Origin of the sequence: Marinobacter sp. MA, assembly GCF_048298425.1 — a bacterium.
Taxonomy (GTDB): Bacteria; Pseudomonadota; Gammaproteobacteria; order Pseudomonadales; family Oleiphilaceae; genus Marinobacter; species Marinobacter salsuginis.
On record NZ_CP103058.1, the window covers coordinates 2749866 to 2774889 of the forward strand.

25 protein-coding genes and 1 pseudogene are annotated in these 25024 nt (G+C 60.6%); 8 read left to right on the plus strand and 18 right to left on the minus strand.

The genetic code is table 11. The features are described 5' to 3' along the window. Positions 1 to 2 precede the first annotated feature (2 nt). Genes NUW46_RS12710 through NUW46_RS12735 form a run of 6 tightly spaced genes read left to right on the plus strand, consistent with a single transcriptional unit; the run spans position 3 to position 6964 of the window. Complete coding sequence (locus NUW46_RS12710; protein ID WP_349342915.1) at positions 3 to 965, plus strand: MoxR family ATPase; 963 nt, start codon at positions 3 to 5, stop codon at positions 963 to 965. A gap of 37 nt (positions 966 to 1002) precedes the next feature. After that, complete coding sequence (locus NUW46_RS12715; RefSeq protein ID WP_136629802.1) at positions 1003 to 1944, plus strand: DUF58 domain-containing protein; 942 nt, start codon at positions 1003 to 1005, stop codon at positions 1942 to 1944. Next, positions 1941 to 2411 (plus strand): DUF4381 domain-containing protein, encoded by a 471-nt coding sequence (locus tag NUW46_RS12720; protein WP_291906821.1) that lies wholly within the window; start codon positions 1941 to 1943, stop codon positions 2409 to 2411. The genes NUW46_RS12715 and NUW46_RS12720 overlap by 4 nt, the downstream gene beginning before the upstream one ends. Next, the gene (locus NUW46_RS12725; RefSeq protein ID WP_418140248.1) at positions 2405 to 3436 is read left to right on the plus strand and encodes a vWA domain-containing protein; all 1032 of its coding nucleotides are present in this window, start codon (positions 2405 to 2407) and stop codon (positions 3434 to 3436) included. The genes NUW46_RS12720 and NUW46_RS12725 overlap by 7 nt, the downstream gene beginning before the upstream one ends. Continuing rightward, positions 3426 to 5234, plus strand: a complete 1809-nt coding sequence (locus NUW46_RS12730; protein ID WP_418142038.1) for a VWA domain-containing protein — start codon at positions 3426 to 3428, stop codon at positions 5232 to 5234. The genes NUW46_RS12725 and NUW46_RS12730 overlap by 11 nt, the downstream gene beginning before the upstream one ends. Beyond that, positions 5228 to 6964 carry a BatD family protein gene (locus tag NUW46_RS12735; RefSeq protein ID WP_418140249.1) on the plus strand — a complete coding sequence of 579 codons (1737 nt, stop codon included), beginning with the start codon at positions 5228 to 5230 and terminating at the stop codon, positions 6962 to 6964. Before NUW46_RS12730 ends, NUW46_RS12735 begins: the two co-directional genes overlap by 7 nt. A 3-nt stretch (positions 6965 to 6967) precedes the next feature. Here NUW46_RS12735 and ccmI read toward each other — a convergent pair whose 3' ends face one another. The 9 genes from ccmI to ccmA form a co-directional block, all read right to left on the minus strand. Then, positions 6968 to 8236, minus strand: coding sequence for a c-type cytochrome biogenesis protein CcmI (ccmI, locus tag NUW46_RS12740; RefSeq protein ID WP_069183221.1), 1269 nt, complete (start codon positions 8234 to 8236; stop codon positions 6968 to 6970). A 68-nt stretch (positions 8237 to 8304) separates the two neighbouring features. Continuing rightward, positions 8305 to 8778: a cytochrome c-type biogenesis protein gene (locus NUW46_RS12745; RefSeq protein ID WP_209396889.1), complete on the minus strand. Its 474-nt coding sequence runs from the start codon at positions 8776 to 8778 to the stop codon at positions 8305 to 8307. After that, positions 8778 to 9314: a DsbE family thiol:disulfide interchange protein gene (locus NUW46_RS12750; RefSeq protein ID WP_069183219.1), complete on the minus strand. Its 537-nt coding sequence runs from the start codon at positions 9312 to 9314 to the stop codon at positions 8778 to 8780. Before NUW46_RS12750 ends, NUW46_RS12745 begins: the two co-directional genes overlap by 1 nt. Beyond that, complete coding sequence (locus tag NUW46_RS12755) at positions 9311 to 11317, minus strand: heme lyase CcmF/NrfE family subunit (protein ID WP_153633595.1); 2007 nt, start codon at positions 11315 to 11317, stop codon at positions 9311 to 9313. The genes NUW46_RS12750 and NUW46_RS12755 overlap by 4 nt, the downstream gene beginning before the upstream one ends. A gap of 37 nt (positions 11318 to 11354) precedes the next feature. Further along, positions 11355 to 11825: a cytochrome c maturation protein CcmE gene (gene ccmE, locus NUW46_RS12760; RefSeq protein ID WP_069183217.1), complete on the minus strand. Its 471-nt coding sequence runs from the start codon at positions 11823 to 11825 to the stop codon at positions 11355 to 11357. A gap of 14 nt (positions 11826 to 11839) precedes the next feature. Beyond that, positions 11840 to 12070, minus strand: coding sequence for a heme exporter protein CcmD (gene ccmD, locus NUW46_RS12765; RefSeq protein ID WP_069183216.1), 231 nt, complete (start codon positions 12068 to 12070; stop codon positions 11840 to 11842). 3 nt (positions 12071 to 12073) lie between these two features. Next, on the minus strand, positions 12074 to 12817 hold the full coding sequence (gene ccmC, locus NUW46_RS12770; RefSeq protein WP_069183215.1) for a heme ABC transporter permease CcmC: 744 nt from the start codon (positions 12815 to 12817) through the stop codon (positions 12074 to 12076). Positions 12818 to 12848: 31 nt separating this feature from the next. Beyond that, a complete protein-coding gene (gene ccmB, locus NUW46_RS12775) occupies positions 12849 to 13574 on the minus strand; it encodes a heme exporter protein CcmB (RefSeq protein ID WP_418140250.1) in 726 nt (241 codons plus the stop codon). Then, positions 13564 to 14202: a cytochrome c biogenesis heme-transporting ATPase CcmA gene (gene ccmA, locus NUW46_RS12780; protein WP_418140251.1), complete on the minus strand. Its 639-nt coding sequence runs from the start codon at positions 14200 to 14202 to the stop codon at positions 13564 to 13566. Before ccmA ends, ccmB begins: the two co-directional genes overlap by 11 nt. Before the next feature lie 132 nt (positions 14203 to 14334). Between ccmA and NUW46_RS12785 the strand changes: the two genes are divergently transcribed. Beyond that, complete coding sequence (locus NUW46_RS12785) at positions 14335 to 15717, plus strand: flagellar hook-length control protein FliK (protein WP_418140252.1); 1383 nt, start codon at positions 14335 to 14337, stop codon at positions 15715 to 15717. Beyond that, the gene (locus tag NUW46_RS12790) at positions 15714 to 16028 is read left to right on the plus strand and encodes an EscU/YscU/HrcU family type III secretion system export apparatus switch protein (protein ID WP_418140253.1); all 315 of its coding nucleotides are present in this window, start codon (positions 15714 to 15716) and stop codon (positions 16026 to 16028) included. The genes NUW46_RS12785 and NUW46_RS12790 overlap by 4 nt, the downstream gene beginning before the upstream one ends. Here the strand turns inward: NUW46_RS12790 and NUW46_RS12795 are convergent. The 9 genes and pseudogenes from NUW46_RS12795 to NUW46_RS12835 all read right to left on the minus strand — a co-directional run bounded on the left by NUW46_RS12795 (position 16014) and on the right by NUW46_RS12835 (position 24993). Then, complete coding sequence (locus NUW46_RS12795; protein WP_418140254.1) at positions 16014 to 17117, minus strand: ATP-binding protein; 1104 nt, start codon at positions 17115 to 17117, stop codon at positions 16014 to 16016. The genes NUW46_RS12790 and NUW46_RS12795 overlap by 15 nt on opposite strands. After that, positions 17114 to 19396: an ATPase, T2SS/T4P/T4SS family gene (locus NUW46_RS12800; protein ID WP_418140255.1), complete on the minus strand. Its 2283-nt coding sequence runs from the start codon at positions 19394 to 19396 to the stop codon at positions 17114 to 17116. Before NUW46_RS12800 ends, NUW46_RS12795 begins: the two co-directional genes overlap by 4 nt. 26 nt (positions 19397 to 19422) lie before the next feature. Next, positions 19423 to 19815 (minus strand): DUF2802 domain-containing protein, encoded by a 393-nt coding sequence (locus NUW46_RS12805; RefSeq protein ID WP_305966830.1) that lies wholly within the window; start codon positions 19813 to 19815, stop codon positions 19423 to 19425. Between the two features lie 67 nt (positions 19816 to 19882). Continuing rightward, positions 19883 to 20371: a chemotaxis protein CheW gene (locus NUW46_RS12810; RefSeq protein ID WP_008173094.1), complete on the minus strand. Its 489-nt coding sequence runs from the start codon at positions 20369 to 20371 to the stop codon at positions 19883 to 19885. Positions 20372 to 20505: 134 nt separating this feature from the next. Further along, positions 20506 to 21313 (minus strand): annotated as a pseudogene (locus tag NUW46_RS12815) (chemotaxis protein CheW). Then, positions 21306 to 22103: a ParA family protein gene (locus NUW46_RS12820; RefSeq protein ID WP_418140256.1), complete on the minus strand. Its 798-nt coding sequence runs from the start codon at positions 22101 to 22103 to the stop codon at positions 21306 to 21308. Before NUW46_RS12820 ends, NUW46_RS12815 begins: the two are co-directional and overlap by 8 nt. 197 nt (positions 22104 to 22300) lie before the next feature. Further along, entirely contained in the window at positions 22301 to 23083 is a 783-nt protein-coding gene (gene motD / locus NUW46_RS12825) for a flagellar motor protein MotD (protein WP_418140257.1), read from the minus strand. A gap of 18 nt (positions 23084 to 23101) precedes the next feature. Then, positions 23102 to 23842 carry a flagellar motor protein gene (locus NUW46_RS12830; RefSeq protein ID WP_069183205.1) on the minus strand — a complete coding sequence of 247 codons (741 nt, stop codon included), beginning with the start codon at positions 23840 to 23842 and terminating at the stop codon, positions 23102 to 23104. Further along, positions 23842 to 24993 (minus strand): protein-glutamate methylesterase/protein-glutamine glutaminase, encoded by a 1152-nt coding sequence (locus NUW46_RS12835; protein WP_418140258.1) that lies wholly within the window; start codon positions 24991 to 24993, stop codon positions 23842 to 23844. Before NUW46_RS12835 ends, NUW46_RS12830 begins: the two co-directional genes overlap by 1 nt. Between the last annotated feature and the right edge of the window lie 31 nt (positions 24994 to 25024).

A 25024-nucleotide genomic window follows, 5' to 3' on the forward strand; every position in this document is an offset into this window, starting at 1 on the left:
CAATGTCGCTACAGCATACGTTCGGTGAGTTACGGGAACAGTTAGCCAAACGGATAATCGGACAGGAAAAACTGGTGGATCGTCTGCTGATCGCGCTGCTTGCCGACGGCCATCTGCTGGTCGAAGGCGCACCGGGTCTGGCCAAAACCACCGCCATCAAAGCCCTTGCCGACCACCTGGACGGTGATTTCCACAGAATCCAGTTTACCCCGGACCTGCTGCCTTCCGACGTCACTGGCAGCGAGATTTACCGCCCGGAAACAGGGCAATTCGAATTCCAGCGCGGTCCCATATTCCATAACCTCGTGCTTGCCGATGAAATCAACCGGGCACCCGCCAAGGTCCAGTCCGCGCTTCTGGAAGCCATGGGCGAGCGACAGATCAGCGTAGGCATGCGCACCTTTCCGTTGGACCGGCTGTTTCTGGTCATGGCCACCCAGAACCCCATCGAACAGGAAGGCACCTACCCGCTGCCCGAAGCCCAACTGGACCGGTTCCTGATGCATGTGGTCATCCATTACCCGTCGGCGGAGGCTGAAAAGGCCATTCTGCAACTGGCAAGGAACGATTATCGGCATGGCCTGCCCAAGACAGATCTGCGCCTGACGGCAGATCAGGTGTTCGAAGCCCGGGCGGACGTCGCCAACATCTACATGGCAGAGCCTGTTGAGCAATACCTGCTGGCGCTGGTGCTGGCCACCCGTGATCCGGCCGCCCTGGACCCGGAACTGGCCCGCTGGACCGCCTTTGGCGCCAGCCCCCGCGGCACCATTGCCCTGGATCGTTGTGCCCGGGCACTGGCCTGGCTTGACGGCCGCGACTACGTCACCCCGGATGATGTACGTGCCATGGCCTTCGACGTGCTCCGACACCGCATCCTGCTGACGTTTGAGGCAGAGGCCGAAGGCATGACCGCTGATACCGTCATCGAGCGGCTGATCGAACGTGTTCCGGTGAGCGCCTGAAGCCATCGACGGAAGTAATACACGGGAGCCGTCAGGCATGGGCCACAGCGAAGCCATTACCCACATCAGCCTACCGGACCTGATCCGCTTGCAGGCGGACGCCCGGGCATTGAAACTGCCCTCCGCCCGTCCAGTGCGCTCACGCCAGGCTGGTTTGCAACGCTCGCCCCAGCGCGGCCGCGGCATGGCGTTTGCGGAAGTCCGGCTGTACCAGCCCGGAGATGACATCCGCAGCATCGACTGGCGGGTCACCGCCCGCCGCCAGGAGCCACACACAAAGCTCTATGAGGAGGAGCGGGAAAGGCCCGTGCTGCTCCTGTGCGATCTCGGCCCCAGCCTTTTTTTTGCCAGCACCGGCGCCTTTAAACAGGTCCGCTGTGCCCAGATCGCTGCCATTCTGGCCTGGCTTGCGCTGTGGTCGGGAGACCAGGTGGGAGGCATCGTATTCAATGATGAGACCCTGAGTGTTCTTCGCCCTGCCCGTCGTAAAAAATCGGTGCTGCGGTTGCTGGACACGCTGGACGAACAGCAACGACGGGACAACCAAGCGCCGGCACAGGACGAGCAACCCGCCCAGTGCAGGCTGGACATGGCACTTACCGAGGCCCGCCGGGTCGCCCACACCGGCAGCCGGATTTTCGTGATCAGTGATTTTCTGGATATTTCTGCAGAAACAGGCACGCTGCTCGGGGCCCTGGCCCGCCACAATTCAGTCAGCGCCCTGAGAATCGTCGACCCACTCGAAAAGGAGCTGCCAAAAAGTGGACGCTTCGCGGTTGCCGGCCCGGACGGTCCCGTGTGGTTCGACGCCGGAAACCCCCGGTTCCAGCGCGCCTGGCATGAGAAAGTCACCAACCACGAACACCGGTTGGAAGACTGTTTCCGAACCTCCGGGGTCACCATGGCAGAGGTGTCCACGGCGGAAGATCCGGCGGCGACCCTGAAACTACTGCTTGGGCCGGGAGGGCGCATCGGATGAACCCGCAGGATCCGCTCAGCCAGCTCCGGGACATACACCTGCCCGAGACTGGTGGTTTCTGGCCACCCGCTCCTGGCTGGTGGATGCTGGCCGTCCTGGTGATTGCGGCACTTGCAGCGCTGATCTGGCTAATCCTGAAGCGACGGAAACGAAACCGGTGGCTGCGATCCGCCCGCGCCCAGCTGGCGAGACTGGAAGGTTCAGCCAGCTCCGACCCCGCGTGGTTTGCGCAATTGAATACCCTGCTCAAACAAGCCGCCCGGGAGCGCTACCCTGACCAGCATCCGGAAGCGCTGACTGGTGATGCCTGGGTGAACTTCCTTCTGTCTACCGCCCCAAGGGACCGGGTTGCCTCCAGGCCGGTTGCAGAGGCACTGGTGCAGAGTGCCTGGCGGCCGACGGTTTCGGCGGAACCCGCGGAGGTACTGGCGTTCGCCCGGTTGTGGCTGGGAGGTCAGAAATGCTGACGCTTGCCTGGCCCTGGCTACTGCTTCTCGTACTGTTACCGCTGATCGTCAAATGGCGGAAGCCTGGGGGGCAGTCGGTGGCTGCGCCGGTGCTGCCGGTCGGTCACTGGCTGTCGGACTTGCCCGGTGTCAGTCGTCGCGGCAATGCCGTTCCACTGTGGCAGCAGCTGTTACTATTCCTAATGTGGACGCTTCTGGTGATTGCCCTGGCACGCCCCCAACACGTGGGCGAGCAGGTGCAAATGCCGGTTTCCGGCCGGGATCTGATGCTGGTTGTCGACATCTCCCCCAGCATGGACGAGCAGGATATGGTCCTTCAGGGCCGGAGCATCAATCGCCTGCAGGCGGTCAAGCGGGTGCTTGATGACTTCATTTCCCGCCGCCAGGGCGACCGGCTCGGTCTGATCCTGTTCGGCACTGAGCCCTATGTTCAGGCCCCACTGACCTTCGATCTTGAAACCGTCAGGACCCTGATGCGGGAGGCGGGTCTTGGCATGGCCGGGCGCGCCACTGCCATTGGCGACGCGGTGGGTCTGGCGACCAAGCGACTGAGAGACAGGCCCCAGGACCAGCGCGTTGTAGTCCTGCTGACCGATGGCGCCAACACGGCCGGGGAAATCACTCCGGACAAGGCCACCGAAATCGCCGCCGCTGCCAGTATTCGGCTTTACACCATCGGCATTGGGGCCGAATCCATGGTTCAGCGGGGCTTGCTGGGCTCACGGAGGGTGAACCCGTCCAGGGACCTGGATGAAAACCTGCTGACCCGGATGGCCCAGCGAACCGGCGGAGAGTATTTCCGCGCGCGAAGCCTTCCGGAGCTGGAACTGATTTATGAGAGCATCGACCAACTGGAACCGATCGAGCTGGAGGGAAAGTTCTATCGGCCTGTGACCGAGCTTTATGTCTGGCCCGCCGGCCTGGCGGTCCTGCTGTGGCTGGCCCTGTTCCTTGTTCGCCACGGGCATGAGTTGTTTGCTGACTCCCGGCGCAACAGGAAGGAGGATGAAGCGAATGTGGGCTGACTTTCACTTTCTGCGGCCGTTCTGGCTCTTGCTGCTTCTGCTGCTGTCGATCCTGTACCTGGCGTTCCGGCAAATGCGCCTGGGCGACAGCGGCTGGTCCCGGCTTATTCCGGCCCGCTTGCTGTCGCCGCTGATTCGTCACAACGGCAGCTCGGGGAAAACGGCAAAGTCGCCTCTTGCCCCGGCCACCGCTGCCCTTGTCATCCTGTCCCTGGCTCTGGCCGGCCCCGCCTGGCGGGAGGCACCCACCCCGCTGAAACAGCCGGGCGACAGCCTTGTGATTGCTCTGGACCTTTCCCTGTCCATGCTGGCCACAGACGTTGAACCTGATCGCCTGACGCGGGCCAAACGGAAAATCCGGGATATCCTTGCGCTGCGGGAAGGCAGCCTGACCGGTCTGCTTGTCTTTTCCGGCGACGCCCACGTGGTCACACCGCTCACCGATGATGGCCGCACGATTGAGGGCATGCTCAATGTGCTGGACCCGGTCATCATGCCGGCCACAGGCAACCGGGCCGACCTGGCGGTTGCCCGGGCAAAAGAGTTGTTGCAGCAGGGGGCCCCGGGCGAGGGCCGGATCCTGCTGATCACTGACAACATCAGCGATCGCTATACCGGGACGATCCGGGACACGCTTTCCGGGATCGGTTACGCCCTCAACACTCTCGTTGTCGGCACCGAGGAAGGTGGCCCAATTCCCCTGGCCCGGCGGGGATTTATCCGTGAAAACGACGACATCGTGATCAGTCGGGCCACTCCGCAAGCACTATCGCAACTCGCGGACAGCACCGGCGGCCGAAGCCACGAGCTGACCCTGGACGATACCGATATTCACTCCCTGAACCTGAGCCCGAAGGATAGTGACGACTGGCAGGAATCAGAGGAGGGCCTGACGGTCAGTCGCTGGCAGGACGACGGCTACTGGCTGCTCTGGCTAGCCCTTCCCCTGGTTCTGCTTGGCTGGCGCCGCGGAGCATTCAGTGCCCTCGCACTGATCCTCCTGCCGGTCTGGCCACAGCCCGCTGCTGCCATAAGCTGGGATGAGCTCTGGCAACGGGAGGATCAGAGAGCTCCCGAACTGATCGAGAAAAGTCCTGAGGCGGCTGCCCGGCAGATGGAAGACCCGGAATGGCGTGGGTCTGCACTGTATCGTTCCGGGCAATTCGAGGGCGCCGCCCAGGCATTCGCCCGGTCGCAGGGCCCACGTGCCAGTTACAATCGTGGCAACGCACTGGCCCGTGCCGGCAAACTACAGGAGGCTTTGGCCGCCTACGATGCCGCCCTGGAGCAAGCACCCGACATGGAGGATGCCCGACACAATCGCAAGATTGTCGAAGAGCTGCTGAATCAACAGCAGCAGGATCAGGAAGGCGGCCAGCAGGGCTCGTCTGACTCCTCCAGCAGCGAGGAAAATCAGGGCAATCAGCAACAGAGCCGCCAGAACCAGGAAGGCAACGGTGAAAGCGAATCTTCCAGCGGTTCGGGAAACAATCAGCAGGATCCCCGGAACAGCCAGACCGCGTCCGGCAACGAGGATTCAGCAAACAATCAGGGCGATGAGCAGAATCAGCAAGAGCCAGGTGAGCAAGGCAATCCCGAGCAGGCATCCGGCGAGGGGGAATCTCCCGCAGGCCAGGCACAGGCGCCCGCCCCTATTTCCGAAACGCCGCTGACCCAGAGCCAGGAACAATGGCTCAGACGGGTACCTGATAACCCGGGCGGCTTGCTGCAGCGCAAATTCCTGCAGCAGTATCAACAACGCCAGACTCCATCCGATGAGGGCGATACACCATGGTAAAACGGCTGATTACACCCGCCGTCTGTCAATTTCTTTTAGCCATGCTTCTGACGGCAATCTGGCTGCCGGCCCAGGCACAGTCACAGCAGCTGACGGTCGAACCCGACCGTACTCGCCTCTACGAAGGCGAGGTGCTGACATTGACTGTGAAGGGTAGCATGGAGATCGATATCAACCTGGGCAACCTGTTTGACTTTGACATGTCCAGCCTGCCCAAACCGGATATCGAGAAAGTGGAGCCGGATTTTGAAATCCTGGCCCAGAACCAGCAATACAGCATCCGCACCGTGAACAGTCAGATGGTGGGCGAGATTACCTGGACCTACCAGCTTGCACCGAAGAGCACCGGCGAGCTGACTATCCCGGCGCTCACCTTTAAAGAGGCAGTATCAGCGCCGGTTACCATAGAGGTGGTGGATGGCTCACCACCGGATCAGGCCAGTCCCGGTCGGGACAGCTTTATCGAATTGTCTGCCGACAAAGATGAAGTGTATGTCCAGGAGCAGTTGATCCTGACGGTCCGGCTTTTCTTCCGGGGTAACCTGATTCGCGGAGAGCTCTCCGAGCCCACCCATCCCCATGTCATTATCGAATCCCTGGGCAGGCAACAGGAATTCTCCCGCTATCGTGACGGAGTCCGATACCGTGTTGTAGAACGCCGGTATGCGATCTTCCCTCAGCGTGCGGGTACCCTGAAACTGCCGGCGATCCGTTTCGAGGGCCAGGCCAGGGACGCTTCCGGCAACCTTCGTTTTCTGCGGGACAGCGAGGAGCTGTTTGAAGTTCCGGTGAAGGATGTGCCTGCACAATTCAGTGGCGAAACGTGGCTGCCGGCAACCGGCGTGGCGCTTGAGGAGTCCGGGCTTCCGCCATCGCTGGAGGTGGCCACCGGTGAAAACATGACCCGCGAAATCAAGCTGACGGCAGCGGGCCTTCCCGGGGAGGCACTACCACCGCTGCCCGATGCGGTACCGAACGGATTAAGAAGTTACCCCGAAGAGCCGGAGCGACAGACCGAGACCACACCCGCTGGCCTCACATCCTCACTGACCCAGTCTGTGGCCCTGGTACCCGTGGAGCCCGGCCAGATGACCCTGCCAGCCATACGCATTGTCTGGTGGGACACGGAAGCCGATCAGGAGCGGGTAGCCACGATTCCACAGAAAACACTGACGGTGAAAGACCCGTCTACCGCTGCCGCGACTCCATCCCCGCAAAACGATCAGGGCAATGCTGGCCCGGAACCGGATGTCAGCAGCACGGAATCCACGGCTAGCCCGGCATCCGACCGAACCCGACTGTGGCAGTGGCTCGCCCTGCTGCTGGGAATACTCTGGGCAGGCACGCTAGTGGCATGGTGGTGGTCAGGACAAAACCGGAAAAGCACGCCAGCACAAACTGACAACCGGGACGAAGATGCCGCGTTCGACCGTCTGATCACGGCCGCAAGGGACGGCGCCGCGGTAACACCGGAACTGGTCGTGGAATGGGCCAATCTCCACGTGCCCGGCCACGGCTTCCGCTCGGCGTCTGAGGTTGTCAATCATTTCGACGACGAGACGCTGGCAGCAGAGCTCAGAAGGCTTCAGGCGCGGCTTTTTGCGCCCGGTCACGAGAACGACAGCTGGGACGGCCAACCACTGGCGCGGGCCCTTGAACAGGCCCGGAGGCACCGGCGGATGGAAACCAGCGCCGATCTGCCTCCGCTCTACCCCAAAGGCCTGTCCTGAGGATCAGTCGATAAGCTGCTGATCAATCACAACGGCGACCGGCGCGTCCTGACCTTCATTGACCGCGATGGGCAGGTCGGTGCTGCCCTGCCAGTCACCCGCCTGGGCGCTGACACTGCCGGAACGACTGAGACGGGCCGTCACAACAACCTCATCAACACTGGAAATGGTAGCCTGGGGTGACATCGCATAGCGGTCGTCCAGACGGATTTCCACCGGCAGTTGCTCGGCCGTAAGCCGCGCCACGGCGAGTGGCGGACCCTGCCGGACATTGGCCTCGCGGGCGAACAGGAATAGCGTCGTGTCAGCGGGCACCTGATCGCGCAGATCCTCGGCAAGCGTCACACGAACGGTGACTCCGGCTCCGGATGCTTCGGCTTCCGCCACCGATGCCGGAGGCTCCTCCCCGAGACGCGTGTAAGCTTCGCGAATCCCCTCGCGAATGGAGCCAATCTGCGGGTGATCCGGAGCAACCGTTTCGATTCGCTCCCAGTATTCGATGGCTTCACGGTAGTTCTGCTGGCTGAAAGCGTTGATGCCCAGCAACCCCAGGGCGTTCACTTCATCCGGATTCAGCTGGCGGGCCTGTTCAATAGCTGCGGTTACCTCCTGTGTCATGGCACCCTGGCTACCGAAGAACAACGCCTGCGCAGACAGACCATAGGCGACGGCTTCTGCCCTGTCATCGTCATTCACGCTGTCCGCCAGCTGGCGGAATGCCCAGGCCGCATCGTCGTATTGTTCCAGGCGCATGTAGGTGCGACCCAGCATTGCCCAGCCCTCCGGATTATCCGGGCTGGCTTCCAGCCGTTCCCGAAGCTGGCCTGAAAGTTCAATCATCTGGGCCTGTCTCGATCCGTCAGTAGCACCCATTTCCTGCATGGTGATGAACTGCTCGACCCGGTCCATCGCGCCCCAACGCTCATACAGGTATACGGTAGCCGCAGGGATCAGGAGAATCGACACCAGTGCCACTGCCATGGCACTCCTGCGACCACTGATCACCGGCCTAACCTGTTCCTGCTCCGGCACATCGTCCAGCATGCTTCCAGCGAGCTCTTCCTTGAGCTGGCGATAATTCTCGTCGTCCAGAATACCGGCCTCGTATTCGCTATCGAGCTCCTTCATCCTGGAGCGATAGGCCATCAGATTCTGGTTTTTCAGGTCCGTCTGCTTTCTCGCGCCCAGCCGGTGAAAAAAGACCGGGTACAACACAAACGAAAGGGCAAGAATGATCAGTACCGTTGCGGCAATCCAGAAAGTGTCAGTCATGGAGTTTCAGTCACAGGTTCAGAATTTAGAATGAGGTAGCAACCACGGCATCCCGGGCAGGGCCAGGTTCAGGACGGTTTGTCCTGGTCTGCCAGCATTTTGTTGACCCGGGCCTGCTCTTCGGCACTCAACGCCGGGCTTTCCGGCCCTGCCCGCCGGGAGCGGATGACCACACCGGCCACCACCAGAAGCCCACCCAAGACCGCAATGGCTGGTGTCGCCCAGAGCAGAAAGGTCCGGCTGTCCAGCTCTGGTTTGTAGCGAACGAACTCACCGAACCTGCCAACCAGGGATTCAACAATCTCCTCGTTACTGGCACCGTCTTTCATCATCCGGTAGACCGCATCCCGCATATCCTTGGAGATCGGCGCGTTGGAATCGGCGATGTTCTGGTTCTGGCATTTCGGGCAGCGCAGTTCTTCGATCAGGTTCTGGTAGCGTTGCTCCTGGGCCCGATCCGAAAAATCGTAAACATCGGCTACCTCGGCCGCAGCGCCTCCGGAAAGCAAGAGCACCAACAGGAAATTAACGATCCGTAGCATCAGCCGTTCCCCTGAACATCGTTGATCACGGGCAGCAACGTCTGTTCCCAGACCGTCTCATTGACCACACCCACGTGGCGATAGCGAACCACGCCACCGGCATCAATTACGAAGGTTTCCGGCGCACCGTACACACCCAGATCAAATCCGAGGGTGCCGCGGGGGTCATAGATGATTTTCCGGTACGGGTCGCCCAGACGGTCGAGCCAAACCAGGGCATCGTCGCGGTTGTCCTTGTAGTTCAGGCCGATGATGTTGACGCCTTTCTCCTCGGCCAGCCACATCAGGTCGTCGTGCTCATCCTTGCAGGCCGGGCACCAGGTACCCCAGACATTCAACAGCGAAACCTGGCCCCGGAACAGGCTCTGGTCCAGCATCGCATCCGGGTTATGCAGATCCCGCAGGCTGAACTCAGGAACCGGTTTGCCGACCAGGGCCGACTCAAGCTTGGTTGGATCCTTGCCGATGCCCGCGAACAACACTACGCCGACAACAAGGGCGACCAGTAACGGCAGAAAAAGCAGGAACCGCTTCATGAGGTCGCTCCGGCGGACGTCGCAGGGCCGGGCTCAGGAGAGGCTGTACCGGCCTGCGCCTTTTTGTCAGCTCCCTCCCGGATTCGATAGCGGCGATCGGCAATCGCCAGGAAGCCGCCAGCCGCCATGAAGAGCGAGCCCAGCCAGAGCCAGCGAACCAGTGGTTTGTACTGCAGCCGGATGGCCCAGGCCTCGTCGGTGATGCGTTCACCAATGGCCACGAAGATATCCCGGAACAAACCGGCGTCGATGTCCGCCTCGGTCATGACGCTCATACCAACGGAGTACTGGCGTTTCTCGGGATGAAGCACGGATACACGCTCACCATCCAACATGACATCGAAAGTGCCATATTGAGCCGTAAAATTGGGACCCTGGCGGGCACCGATATCCCTGAACACAAATTGATAATCGCCGACGGTCGCGACATCGCCGGGTACCATACGTACGTCACGCTCGATGCCGTAGTTGGAAACCACCGTAGCCCCCGCCATGGTAATTGCCAGACCCAGATGCCCGAGCACCATGCCATAATAGCTGCGGGACTGCCGCTTGAGGCCGTGAAGGCGACCTTTCCGGGAAGAAGACTTGTCCCACAGATCCCAGAACGTGGCAACGGTTACCCACAGGGCGGAGAAAATGCCCAGGAACGCCCAGGGCTTGAAGCCCCCGTAGCCAATCAGAACCGCCGTGGTACCCACAATGCTGATTGCCAGGGGCCACAGAAGCTTTCGCGCCAGCCAGCCGCCATCGGTTTTCTTCCAGCGAGAGAAGATACCGGCGCCCAATAACAGGCCTGTTGCCACCGCCAGGGGGCTGAACGTCAGGTTGAAGAAGGGCTCGCCAATCGACAGTTTGCCCAGTTCCAGGTAATCAAGCACCAACGGATACAGCGTGCCGACTGCCACCAGAAGCGTAGCGGATACCAGCAACACGTTGTTGAGCAGCAGGAACACTTCCCGAGACAAAGAGCCATACCGGGAGCGGACATGCACCACCGGTGCCCGGAACGCATACAGTGCCAGACTGGCGATCACTGTGACCGCCAACAGGCCCAACAGGAAAGTGCCCCGCTCCGGATCAGATGCAAAGGCGTGGACCGATGTCAGTACGCCAGACCGGACCAGGAAGGTACCCAGCAGGCTGAGTGCAAAGGTGACAATGGCCAGCAGCACGGTCCAGCTCTTGAACACACCGCGCTTCTCGGTGACCGCCAGCGAATGCATCAGGGCCGTCCCGGAAAGCCAGGGTAACAATGAGGCATTCTCGACCGGATCCCAGAACCACCAGCCACCCCAGCCAAGTTCGTAGTAGGCCCACCAGCTTCCCAGGGCGATACCAAGGGAGAGAAACGCCCAGGCAACTGTGGTCCAGGGCCGCGACCAACGTGCCCAGGCGGCATCGAGACGACCGTTAATGAGAGCGGCAATGGCAAAGGCAAAGGCCACGGCAAACCCGACGTAGCCCATGTAGAGCATGGGCGGATGAACGATCAGCCCGAAATCCTGGAGCAAGGGGTTCAGATCCGTGCCATCGGCGGGCACATTGGGCAGCAGACGGTCAAAGGGATTGGAGGTGATAACGATAAACAGCAGAAAGCCGACGCAGACCATGCCCAGCACCGAGAGCACCTGGGAAATCATCACCGCCGGCAGGCGACGGCTGAAGATAGCGACCGCCAGTGTCCAGCCCGCCAGCATCAAAATCCAGAGCAGCAGTGAGCCCTCGTGCCCGCCCCATACAGCGCTGAACTTGTAATACCAGGGCAACAGGCTGTTGCTGTTATTGGCCACATAGGCCACTGAAAAGTCATCAGTCACAAACGCATGGGTCAGGACGGCAAAGGCAAGCCCCACAAACACAAACATGCCGGATGCCAGGGGCCTGGCAAAGGCCTGAAGATTGTCCCTGCCGGTCAGGGAACCGGCCAGGGGGACTACGGAAAGGAGCACTGCCAACAACAGCGCGAGAATCAGTGCAAGCTGTCCGAGTTCGGGATACATCAAAGGCCTCCAGAAACCAGGCTGTCAGATAAATTGGTTAGTAGGACACGGTTTCCGCACTACCACTGGCTTTGTGCTGGCCCTTGGAGGCCTTCTCCAGTGCGTCGGCGACTTCCGGCGGCATATAGTTTTCATCGTGCTTGGCTAGCACCTGATCGGCCACAAAGCGACCGTTTTCATCCAGCCGGCCCATGGCAACCACGCCCTGACCCTCGGCAAACAGATCCGGAAGGATACCGGTGTACTGGACCGGCACAGATGCGTTGAAGTCGGTCACCTTGAACTCAACCTTCAGGCTGTCCGGATCACGCAGAACCGACCCCTCCTCGACCATGCCACCGGCCCGGATTCTGACATCGACCGGAGCTTCACCGGCAGAAATCTGAGTGGGGTCGTAAAACAGGTTGATATTCTGTCGCAGCGCGTAGGTGGTCAAACCCACGGCAATGCCCAGTCCCACCAACAGGAACAGGACAATGGTCAGCCGCTTTTTTCGGATTGGATGCATCAGTCATCTGCCTTTCAGTCTTGGGAAACCTTGACGCGGGTGAAGGACGCTGCCGAAGCCGATGCATCCTGCCGGCCTGCCTGAAACTCATAACCCCGACGGCAGGCCTCAATGGCAGCTTTGCGGCGGCGCAGGGACCACACCATGAGGCCAATCATCAGCAGGAAGAAGGCAGCGTAACAGGACCAGACGTAGGGCCCATGACCTTCCATCACCATAAATGCCGAAAAGGAATCAAATGCCATACTTCAGCCCCTCCCGGCCAACACGTAATCTTTAACCCAGCGCGTTCTCTGTTCGCGTAAGAGGATCTCGGTCTGCATGCGCAAACACGCCAGCCAGCCGAAGAGCAGGTACAACCCGAGGACAGACAACAGCAACGGGACCCACATCTCTGCCGGCATGGACGGCTTTTCCGTCAGCTTGAACGTCGACGGCTGGTGTAACGTATTCCACCACTCAACGGAGTACTGGATAATCGGTATATTCACCACCCCGACCAGCACCAGCACCGCTACCGCCCGAGCAGCAGATTTTTCGTCGTTAATCGCCCTGTCCAGCGCAATCACGCCCCCGTACAGGAACAGCAGGATCAGCATCGAGGTCAGTCGGGCGTCCCACACCCACCAGGTGCCCCAGGTGGGCTTGCCCCAGACAGCACCGGTGAACAGGGAAAGAAAAGTCAGCACCAGGCCCACCGGAGCGACCGACTTCACGAACACATCGGCCAGTTTCATACGCCAGACCAGAGTGACAACGGCTGCCACAGCCATCATTACGTAGACAGATTGGGCGAGAAAGGCCGTCGGCACGTGAATGAAAATAATCCGGTAGCTGTTGCCCTGCAGGTAATCCTTGGGCGCAAAGGCCAGCCCCCAGACAATGCCCGCCATCAACAGCAGGATCCCACCCGCCAGCAGCCAGGGCATCAGCCGGGTTGCAATCCCGAAGAACCATTTGGGAGAACCCAGCTTGTGAAAAAATTGCCACATCAGATGGTCACCGTCCTACCGTTACCTTGTTTTACCCGTTAGACAGGCTGATACGCAGCGCCGCTGCCGATGCGAAGGGCGCCAGAGTCAGCGCGAGCACCAGAAATGCGCCCATCAAAGCGAGATAGGCGCCCACGGGAGCGCCCTCCGCGGCCGAAGCCGCTGTTCCCGTGCCAAAGATCAGGACGGGAATGTACAGCGGAATGATCAGCAGGGACAAGAGTACCCCTGCCGACCGTAATCCAAGTGTCAGTGCCGCGCCGATTGCCCCTATCAGGCTCAACACCGGTGTACCGATCAGCAGCGTTAGACACAAAACTCCGATGGAGTTCCCGTCGAGATGAACCATTACGCCCAAAACCGGCGTGAGCACCACCAGTGGCAAGCCTGTCAGCACCCAGTGCGCCGCCGTTTTGGCCAATACCAGCAGAAACAGGGGCTGGGGCTGAAGCACGAGCTGCTCAAGCGTGCCATCATCGAAATCATGGCGAAACAAATGGTCCAGCGACAACAGCACCGATAGCAATGCCGCCACCCACAGGATACCGGCTCCGGACTCGCGCAAAAATGCCACTTCCGGACTGACCCCGAGGGGAAAAAGACTTACAACCATCACGAAAAACAGGAGCGGATTGAGCAGATCCTGGCGCTGCCGGAAGGCCACCTTCATATCCCGGGCAAACACAGCCTTCATCGCTGCCAGTGCACCGACGCTGTCCTGTTGCAAACTCAGTACCGGCCGGCAATCAGCATTCATTGGCCGCACCTCCACCCAGAACAATGCGCTGCATACCGGGCAAATTAAGATCGTGGTGCGTCGTCACAACCACTGCACCTCCCTCGGAGGCGCGCTGTTGAAGCAGGTTCTCAATGGCGCTGACACCGGCCGAATCAATGGCGGTAAAGACCTCATCGAGTAACCAGAGAGGCTCATCGGCAATCAACAGGCGCGCCAGGGCCACCCGCCGTTGCTGACCGGCAGAGAGATTCCGGCAGGGCACATCCTGAAACCCCGCCAGCCCGGTACCTTCAAGCGCCTGACGCAAAACGGGGTCCGGCAGCGGACGCCGCCCCGCCGTCAGTGCCCGGAGATTTTCCAGGGGTGTCAGTAATGGCTTGATGCCTGGACGATGGCCAAGGTACAGGGTATTCCGGAGAAACTCCTCCCACTGAGCTGACCTGGGAAGGCCGCACCAGAAGAGATTGCCGGACCAGGCATCGTTCAGACCGGCCAGCATCCGCAGCAACGTGGTCTTTCCAGAGCCGTTCGGCCCCTCGACACGGGTGACCGTACCGGGCAGTATGGAGAACGACAGGTCACGAAACAGGATCCGTTCATCCCGTTCGCACTGCAGTTCGACAGCCTGTAATAACGGCTCAGACATCAGGTCCCCGTAACCAGGACGATGCACGTGAAGACGGCATCGGGTGCATTCGTGACATCGACGGCCAAGAGCATTGTTCGCGCATGACCTGCCGGCGCGGCGTATTATAACGAAAGCGCCGGCGGATTACTCTTGCTCAACATCAAATCAGTGACCATGAAACTACCCAGCGGACAACAGCCCCCGACACCCCCGGCCCAGCCAGCAACGCAGACTTCCCGGCCGTCGGTCACAACCGAATCGGCCCGGGAGCCCCTGCCGGCCTCGGCCAGGCAGCTGCTCGACCAACTACAACTGAAAAACCGGGAAACAACCCTGGCCCGGGTCGCAGAGAGCATCAACCGTCAGGGCGGCAACAGCGCAGACCTTTTGCTGGACATTCGCGGCAAGTCACTTCTTGTCCAGGCCGCTGTTGGCAAGACCGAGCTGGCGACCGGTGACTGGGTGAAAGTAATGCGGGCGGGCAATGAGCTGCAGCTGATGGGCAAACTGGCGCCCGCGCCGGAGGCCGGGATCGCCCGGGCCCTGGCCCAGCGGCTGCCCTGGCAACAAACCCTGGACGCAGGCCTGGCAAGGCTGTTGGGCACACTGACACAGGGAGTCCGTCAGGAACCACTGCCAGGCCAACTGCCGTCATCCCAAAGCCCCCAACCTCTTCCGTCGGCCGCCAGGCAGGCTATTGAACAAATAGTGGCAAGGCTGCCATCGGGGAACAGCCTGACCCCCGGTGCCGGCAACCAGGAAACGACACCGCAGCAGGTCCGTCAATGGCTTTCTGAGAGCGGCCTTTTCGCCGAGTCCCGTCTGGCCCAGGCACCGTCTGCGCAGTTACCCGATCTGAAACTGGCACTTGGCAGGGTGATTTCCGCCTTGCTTGCCCACCAGGGCAGCACACCGGAACACTTCAACCGGCTGACCCCTATCTCAACGCCGGAACTCATGCAGGCACCCTTGCAGTTTCCCCAACCCCTCGCCACACCCCATCCCCCCGGTAGTGGTGATGCGCCGACCGTGGGCCAGATGCTCCGCCTGCTGGCCGGGATGCTTAACCGGATCACCGTCAACCAATTGCACAGCCAGGTACTCACGGCCCGTGGTGGCGGCGAGGCGCCGGGGCCGGCACCTGCTTCCACCCTGGTACTCGATCTGCCCTGGCTGACACCCCAGAACGAGCCAAGACTCGCTCAGGTTCGGATCGAACAGTACCCTGAAGACAGGGAATCAGAGGGCAGATCCGGGAAAACCACCACGGCCGAGTGGCGTCTGTCGCTGACCATGGATCTGGATGAGGCCGGCCCCCTGCATTTCGATGTTGCCCTTCGACAACAGGCAGTGAGCGCGCGGGTATGGGCAGAAAAACAGACGACCCTGCGCCAGGTGAACCAGGAGCTTCCCGCGTTGCGACAGAGCCTGACCGACCTGGGCCTCGAAGTGACTGACCTGGACTGCCGCCGTGGCACGCCTCAGAACAGCGTTACCCGACTCGAACACAGACTGGTGGATACACGGGCATGACATCACAGACCGAACAGCAAAGAAGGGCCGCCGTCGCCCTCAAGTACGATGGCGAGAAAGCGCCCACCATCAGCGCCACCGGCACCCATGAGCTGGCCGAGGAGATTATCCGCATCGCCCGGGAGCACAAGGTTCCCCTTTACGAAAACGCGGAGCTGGCCAGCATTCTGGCCCGCCTGTCACTGAATGAAGAGATTCCGGAATCGCTCTACCGGGTGATTGCGGAGATCCTGGCGTTTGCCTTCCACATTCGCGGGCTCACGCCTGATGATCGCAAACCTGGCGCTGCGGATAATTCAGTGAATCAGTGAGCGCAGCGCCCAGGCCTGCTGCCAGTTATCACCACGCCTTGGCGCCACCGTGGTTTCAAAGTAATGGCGCAACCGACGCCGGTCCTCCGGCTGGTCCTTCAGGGCCGAACCGATGATGTGGTGCATCAGCTGCTCAACCGTGATACTTCCGCCACCGTAATACCAGGCGTTCAGGCTGGCCGCGTGGGCGACCGACACGGCTTCTGCCGTGGACAGCGCCGAACCGGCGAGACGATCGGTACTTCGTCCGTCGAGAGTCTGGCCATTGCGCAGCTCGTGGAACATGGTCACCAGAATCTCGACCACCGGTTCCTCAAGCGCCACCTCGATGCCAGCCCGGCTGTTGGCCCTGCGGACCTCGCGGAGCACGACGTCCATCTCGTCGGCCAGGTGGCGGATCGGCCGGATCTCCTCAAAGTCCATGCGTCGCTTGAGAGCAGCGCTCATCCGGTGCACACCTTCGTCAATACTGTTGGACGTGGCGATGACGTTGAAGCCTTCCCGCGCGAGCACCACGCCGTCGTCACCCGACAACTCGGGAATCACCACCACCCTGTCGGACAGCACAGACAGCAATGCATCCTGCAGCGCCTGGGGACAGCGGGCAATCTCTTCAAACCGGACCATTCGACCTTCCATCATGCCCCGCAGCAAGGGGCTGGGCACCAGCGCCTTCAGGCAGGGACCCTCGGCATGCAGAACCGCTTCGTTCCAGCTGTATAGCAGTTGCCCTACACTGTTCACCGCACCGCCCTGAAGGGTCAGCGTTGAACTGCCCGAAATGGCAGCCGCCAGCAATTCCGACAACCAGGATTTGGCCGTTCCGGGCTCGCCCACCAGAAGGCAGCCGCGGCTGGTACACAGGGAAATGATGATCCGGACCACCATGGCCCGTTCGGCAACGAATTTCCGTTCAATACCGAGTTTCTCATCCCCCATCACGAACTTTTCCACCGCCCGGGGTGACATCAACCAGCCGGGTGGCACCGGGCCATGGTCCATACTCCTGAGCTTGTCCAGCTCCGCCGCGTGGACTACCTCCACGGGGTCCCGCTGGGCCGCCTTGTTAACCGATTGCTTATTGCTCATTCCTGACTCCTGCGGCCGCCCCGAACTTCCGGCGCCATGCGCTCCCTCGGGAGAATACGGGGCAGTTCGGACAGCGGGATAATGCCTTCGATCACATGATCCAGAGCACTGTCTCGCATGGTTACCAGACCGGCATCAAGGGCGCGCCAGCGCAGCTCCCCAATGGGCGGTTGACTGGAAATGGCGTTCCGGATGTCCGAATCGACTTCCATATACTCAACAATCGCCACCCGGCCCTGGGTTCCGCGACCATTGCATTTATCGCAGCCGGCGCCTTCAAAGCAGCCAAAATCCGCAGGCGGGCCATCCGGAAACGCCTCGGACAGGATCACCGGGTCCGGCTTGGCAGGCTGACGACAGTGTTTACAGATACGCTTGGCCAGCCGCTGGGCAATAACGGCCAACAGCTCACCGGCGATGGAATTGGGATGGATACCCAGATCATAGAGACGTTGCAGTGAGTCCACCGCATCGTTGCAGTGTAGCGTAGACAGAACCACGTGCCCGGTCTGGGAGGCCCGGATTGCTTCCAGGGCGGTTTCCTGATCCCGGATCTCGCCCACCAGAATCACGTCAGGATCTTCGCGGACAAACGCTCTCATGGCGTCAGCAAAACCAAAGCCGATTTCCGACCGAACCCGGGTCTGCTGGATGTTGTCGATGGAGTACTCGATGGGGTCTTCCACCGTAATCACTTTCCGGCGGCCATCATCGGCCAGGGTCTGCAGGCCGGCATACAGTGTGGTGGACTTGCCGGAGCCGGTCGGCCCCACCACCAGCACCAACCCCGACGGGTTATCCAGCAGCCGCTGATAGCGGGCCCCGATCATGGATGACATGCCGAGCTCGGCGATGGTCATGGCACGCCCGGTCTGGGGTAGCAGGCGTATGATCGCATTTTCGCCATGGAGGGAGGGCTGGGTCTGGATGCGCAGGTCGTAGGCCATATCGCCAAGCTGAAGCCGGGATCGCCCGCCCTGGGGTAATCGGTGCTCGGCGATGTTCAGTTCCGCCCGCAGCTTTATCACGTTAATCACCCCTTTGATCTCCCGGGGCGACAACTGGTACTGGGGCAGATCATGGAGATCACCATCCACCCGCAGGCGGATCCGAATCCGGTCACCATACTGTTCGATGTGAATATCGCTGGCTTTTTCGCTCACGGCATCCAACAGGATGGCCTCGTAGACAGACACCAGATAGGGGCTGACGTGCTTGTTTTTAGGATCGTTGCCCAACAACTGATCAGTGCTGCCGTTTGCATGGTCTGACTGTTCCGGGCCCGGCCCATGATCCGCCACGAAATTGCGGCCCTTCGCGGTCAGATCGAGTGCTGACCAGAGACGGCGGAAGTCTGTGGGAGTCACCAGCAGGCAATCAACCACCTGGTTGGGGCTCAGGCGCTCAAGCTGATCGGTGCGGGCATCCGGATCATCGGTCACAACGGTGATCCGGCCATCTTCCTCGGCGATGGGGATCAGTCGCGACAGGTCCAGAAACGTCCGGGAAAACCGGCGGAACAGCGCCGGGTGGAGCTCAGGCAGAATCTCGTCGGCATCGGTGAACGTCATGCCACGCTGGCGGGCAAGAGATCGATAGAGATCCATCTCTTCAAGATTCAGTTTGCGCCGGAGAACTTCAAGCAGGCGGCAATTCTGCTTGGCCGCCTCCGCCTTCGCTTCGGCCAGGATCTTGTCATCCACAAGGCCCTGATCGATGAGAATCTGCTCAACATTGCGATTGAAATCGACCCACCCCAGTGTCCTCACCCGCTCCAGTCCCGCCTCACGGCGCACAAACATGGCGAGGCTCGGAACAGGTCCGGCGCGCCCCTCCAGGCAAACCAGGTGCCCTCCTTGCCGCACCAACCGGGCCAGAACGTGGCGCTCGGTGATAAACGTTGTGCACAAAACGAGATCGCAAAGGGGATCCGGTTCCGATGCGTCTTCCGCACTGGCCACCAGAACATCCACATTATGCATACCGAGCCGGAAGAATCGCTCCCTGGCGGCCTCGGCGACAACGGCGTTTTTTTCCAGATAGATTACCCGATGGGCCAGGCCTGATAGCACAGCGGCGAGATATCCGGAGCCACCACCCACGTGCATCACCACCTGATCCGGTTCGATCTCTGGCAACAGGGAGAGAATGTGGCTGACGGTTTCTTCGCGGGGGATGGAATGGCCGGTTATCGATGGAACCAGATCAGAACCGGAAACAAAATCATGGCGGGATACAGATCGGAGGGCCTCAAGGGCCCTCGGATAAACTCTCTTCATTCAACAGCGTCCGTAACGGCATGGTATCAGGCCGCCTGACGTTTTCTGAGTGCTGACACCAGCTCGGCCTCGGGACGGGAAATTCCGCACGTGTTCATAAGATCGTCGATATCGGCGCCGAGATCAACCAGTCGAGAGGCTTCATCATAGGAGATTCGCAGCGGATCGTTCTGGCGCATTTCATCGAGTGTGGTCCGCAGCTCGTGCAGCTGGCGTTCACAGGCGACGAGCCGCTGCCCTACACCCATGCTGCCGCTGGTGGTCGCATGCAGTTCCCTGCCAAGGGTATCGCACCGCTCTTTCAGGTTCGCTTTGAGGCTACGCACCTGGCGCCCAAGCACGAGGCCCTGCACGAATACCATCGACAAGGCGGCAACAGTCAACGCCCAGGGAAGATACGAAGGAATTTCTGCAAACATGACGGATGTCTCCCGTTAATTGCCACGGAAGGCATCCATCTTCAGGCCTGCAACGGGTTGCCCCGGATTACAGTGCCGCGATTTCAGCCCACTCGTGGTCTGACAGCATCTTGTCGAACTCGACCAGAATGATCAGTTCGCCATCCTTGTTGCACACGCCCTGGATAAACTTGGCACTTTCCTCGTTACCCACGTTCGGTGCGGTCTCAATTTCGCTGGCTTTCAGGTACACCACCTCGGCCACGGAATCCACCAGAATGCCCATGACCTGGTTGGCCGATTCCATCACCACAATCCGGGTGGCATCGGTGACTTCAGCATCCGCCAGGCCAAAACGCCGGCGGGTGTCGATGACCGTAACCACGTTACCCCGGAGGTTGATGATGCCGAGCACGTAATCCGGAGCTCCCGGAACCGGAGCAATCTCCGTGTATCTCAGCACTTCCTGGATCTGCATGACATTCAGACCGTAGGTCTCATCATCCAGCCGGAAGGTAACGTACTGCAGTACCTGATCGTCCTGGGCCTGATTGGTTTGTCCGCTCGGGGATGCCATTGCGATGTTTCTCCTCTTGGGCTGCCCGGCGGGCAACCTGATCGTCAAAAAAATATCATCAGTGCCCAATACTATAGTTAAGGGCACAAACCGTGCCAGCACGGCTCGGTTTCATTCAGTAACCGTTGTTTGCGTCAACTAAGATCCAGATGGTGCTCTCTTTCCGCCCGCTCCAGCAAGTCTGCCATGGTGCGCACATCAATCAGTGCGCACATATGGTCAATCACCGTACCGGCTAGCCAGGGCCGTTTGCTGCGGGCGCTGCGCCAGCGCACTTCGTCGGGCCGGAGGGTGAAAGACTGGGCCACGTCGTCACAGGCCAGCCCCCACTCACTGTTATCAAGCCGGATCACGAAGCGATAGTTATCACGGGCGCCAGGGGGTACCCGCCCCGCCATGATCCATTCAGCGGAATCCACAACCCGCAGGTTCTGGTCCCGATCCGGGCGAATACCCATGTACCAGCGTGGACTGCCCGGGATCGGCCGGATCTCTTCCTCAATACGATGGATGGCGCCCAGAAGAATCAAAGGCACCGCCAGTTGCAGCCCGGCAACCGTGAATATCAGGCACTCGAAGGGCTGCTCCGACCACTCGGGGCGCGATGGTGGCGCAGCCGGCTCCGGCTCGGGCCGAACCTCCTCTCTGCTTTGGCACAGGCACTTCCGGAGCCTGGCGTACCACTGGCCTCGCTGGCTCTGCCGGCTTTTCGGGCGCCGGGCGCCGCGGCTCGGGTCTCGCCGCCGGTTTTTCGACGGTTGGTGCCGGAGCTGGACTCGGTCGGGTTGCTACCCGGGGCTCTTCACGCACCGGTTTCACGGGCGCCGGCGTCTCGGTTTCCTCCCGAAGTGCGGTGTCAGTGGCCGTATGCAGCAGTTCGTCAAGGTAACTGGCAATGGCGGTTTCCGGATCCGCCAGCCTTGTCAATTTATCGTCAGCCATGCTGACGCTCCTTGACCGTGCCCACCCGACTTATGAGGTCGTCCAGCAGGTGACTGTACGCCCGGACACCGTGGGTTTCCGCATCCAGTGCAGAGGGCGTGATACCGCCCTGGCTGGCATCCCGGAACTTGGTGTCCACTGGAATGGCAAATTGCCACAGGGAGTCACGGTAGGTTTTTCGGAGCAGATTAAGGCTCTTCACCGACGCCTGGGTACGGCGGTCAAACAGGGTTGGCACAATGGTGTAGGGCAGCTCGTTTTTCTGGGAACGCATGATCATCTTCAGAGTATGCAGCATGCGCTCCAGGCCCTTGATGGCCAGAAACTCGGTTTGCACGGGAATAATCAGATGCTGCGCCGCCGCAAGGGCGTTGACCATCAGAACCCCGAGCGAGGGGGTATTGTCCAGCAAGACATAGTCGAAATCGTCCCAGAGCTGGGCCAGGGCCCTGGAGATAATCAGCCCCATGCCCTCAACCCCGATCATCCTGCGCTCAAGGGTAGCCAGAGCCGCACTTGCCGGTAGCAGGGACAGCGCCTTGCAGCTGGTTTCGGTAATCAGCTGGGCCGGAAGACCCTCGGGCACCTTACCCTGATGCTGGAACAGATCGAAAACGCTGTGGGCGATGGTATCCGGGTCATACCCGAACCAGCTGGTGAGCGAGCCGTGTGGGTCCAGGTCTACAACGAGAACACGCTTGCCTCGCTCGGCAAGCAAGCCGCCCAGCGCGACAACACTCGTGGTTTTACCGACACCACCTTTTTGATTCGCTACTGCCCAGATTCGCACGCTTCGATTCTCCAGAGAACACGTCGGTGTGGCCGAACTTTAACGATATCCACAGCCCGGTTATCGGCCACTCCCCGGGCAACTTGAACGAATTGCATTCGGGAGTGCCGGCAAGCTCTTGCCGGCGCCTTTTTGTTAACGGGGATTAATACAGGAACCGTGCCAATGGCTCTATACGCATCTGCCGACGATGCCATTCAGCGCATAGCGCCGCGGATACTGGCGTCACGGGAAATCAGCAATACCACCCGCCGATTTCTGCGCCGTCCCTCTTCCGTGTCATTCCGGGCAACCGGCTGATACTGGCCATAGCCCACAGCCGCCAGACGCTCCGGCTCGATGCCCTCCATCACCAACATCCTTACCATCGAGGCGGCCCGGGCGGCAGACAATTCCCAGTTGGAGGGGTAGCGCGAGGTACTGATCGGCTGGTTATCAGTGAAGCCTTCCACTTTAACCGCGTTGTCCCGGTTATTCAGGACGGTGGCAATCTTCTCGACAACATCGAACGCGTCGTAATGGGGCTCGGCGTCACCGCTGCCAAACAACAAACTGTTGGGCAGATTCAACTCCAGCCACTCGTCACTGGTCTCGAGTGACACGACCCCCTGGTTGATCAGTTCATCGAATTCCATGGACAGCTGGTCGGCCATGGCCCGGAGCGCTTCCGTTCGGGCCTGGGCGTCCATTTCCGGATTACGGGTGGCTTCGGTCACTGCTGGCGGAATGACGTTTTCCGCAGGGGCGTTCAATGATCGTTGGGGCTGATCGCCAATCTCGATGGGCTGAAAGGACCTCTGGGGCGCGTTAAACACACCGGTCAGGGTTTCCGACAGGACTTTGTACTTGCCTTCGTTAACAGATGATACCGAGTACATCACCACGAAAAAGGCAAACAGCAGCGTGATGAAATCCGCATAGGAAATCAGCCACCGCTCCTTGTTGTGCAGATCATCCTGGGGTTGCCTACGGCGCCGCATAAGTTGGCCTGCGCATGCTTACTGCAGGAAGCCCCGCAGCCGCAATTCGATGGATTTCGGGTTTTCGCCTTCAGCGATGGCAATGAGACCGTCGATCATCATGTCCTCATATCGGGTCCGTTCCCGCACGATGCCACGCATCTTGTTGGCAACTGGAAAAAACAGGAGGTTGGCCAGGGCCACACCGTAAATAGTGGCGACAAAGGCGGTCGCGATCCCGCTGCCCAGAGACTGTGGATCCTCGAGGTTGGTCATTACCTGGATCAGCCCCATCACCGCGCCGATGATGCCGATGGTCGGCGAGTAACCGCCCATGGCCTCGAACACTTTGGCGGATTCCAGATCACGCTGCTCCCGGGACTCGAGATCCACCTCCATGATGCCCCTGATGGTTTCCGTTTCCGCTCCGTCCACCAGCAGTTGCAGCCCCTTGCGAGCGAAGGGTTCAGGTTCCCGCTCAGCAAGCCCTTCAAGACCCAGCAATCCCTGCTTTCGCGCTTTGACACTCCAGTCGATGACCTTGCCAATGCCATCTTCGAGATTGATAAACGGCGGGACGAACACCCAGCGCACCTGTACAAAGGCCCGTTTGAGCATGGGCCAGGAGGTCTGCAGGATAGTGGCCGCCAGGGTACCCCCAATGACGATGATGGCTGCCGGCCCATTAAACAGGGAGCTTACTGCACCGCCTTCAAGCAGATTGCCTCCAAGTATCGCGGCAAAGGCCAGTATGACCCCCAGCAAACTCAGGATATCCATCAGCAGACACCTTCGACCAGACGCGGACCGATTTCGTCCAGGGACAGCACGTCGTCAGTCAGTCCTGCCTTGGCAACGGCCATGGGCATGCCATAGATAACCGATGACTTTTCATCCTGGGACCAGATGTCCGACCCGCTCTGCTTCATCATCCGGCACCCTTCCTTGCCGTCCGAGCCCATGCCGGTAAGAATGACGCCGAGCGTCTTGCCCGGGAAACTGCGGGCCAGGGAACCGAAGGTTACGTCGACACAGGGCTTGTAGTTGAGCCGCTCGTCGCCGGGTAGGATGCGGATCCTGGCCTGCCCACCCCGGTTCTCAACCATCATCTGCTTGCCACCCGGTGCCAGCAGAGCAAGTCCCGGCCGCAACACATCGCCATCCGCGGCCTGCCGGACTTCAATCCGACAGAGCTTGTTCAGGCGTTCAGCGAAAGCCGGCGTGAAGCTGGCAGGCATGTGCTGTACCAACACGATGGGAGCCGGAAAGGTTGCGGGCAACGCCGTCAGCACCCGTTGCAGGGCAACAGGTCCACCGGTGGAGGTGCCGATGCCAACCACAGCGTAATGCTTCGCCGGGCCTCGACGGGTAGGACGCCTCGGCGCCTCGGGTTCAGTCGCAGCCGCAGGGCTGTGGGCGCCTGGCCGCTGGCGCGGCGTGACTTCCGCACGAGGACGGGTCGGCGTGGCCGGAGCGCGGGAGGCAGGCGCCGACGGTTCGGGGCGGGCCGGCGCAGCAGGGCGGTTGCCGGGGCGGCTGCGGGCCACGTCCAGAATCCGCTCAATCAGGATTTTCTGGAGCTGACTGTTGTCCCGGGCAATTTCTTCAAAGTTCTTGGGCAGGAAATCGACGGCACCCGCCTCGAGGGCATCGAGTGTGACCCGGGCGCCCTCGTAGGTGAGAGAAGAAAACATGAGTACCGGTATCGGATGTTTGCGCATGATTTCGCGCACGGCGGAGATGCCATCCATCACCGGCATTTCGTAATCCATGGTGATTACATCGGGACGCAGCTTTTCGGCCAGCTCCACTCCTTCCCGGCCGTTGGTTGCAGCCCCAACCACCTTGATCTGGCCGGAGCTGGTCAGGATTTCCGTCAGCCGTTTGCGAAAAAACCCTGAATCGTCAACGACCAGGACAGAAACTGTCATCCACTTCTCCTACCCAATCCAACGTTCTGCG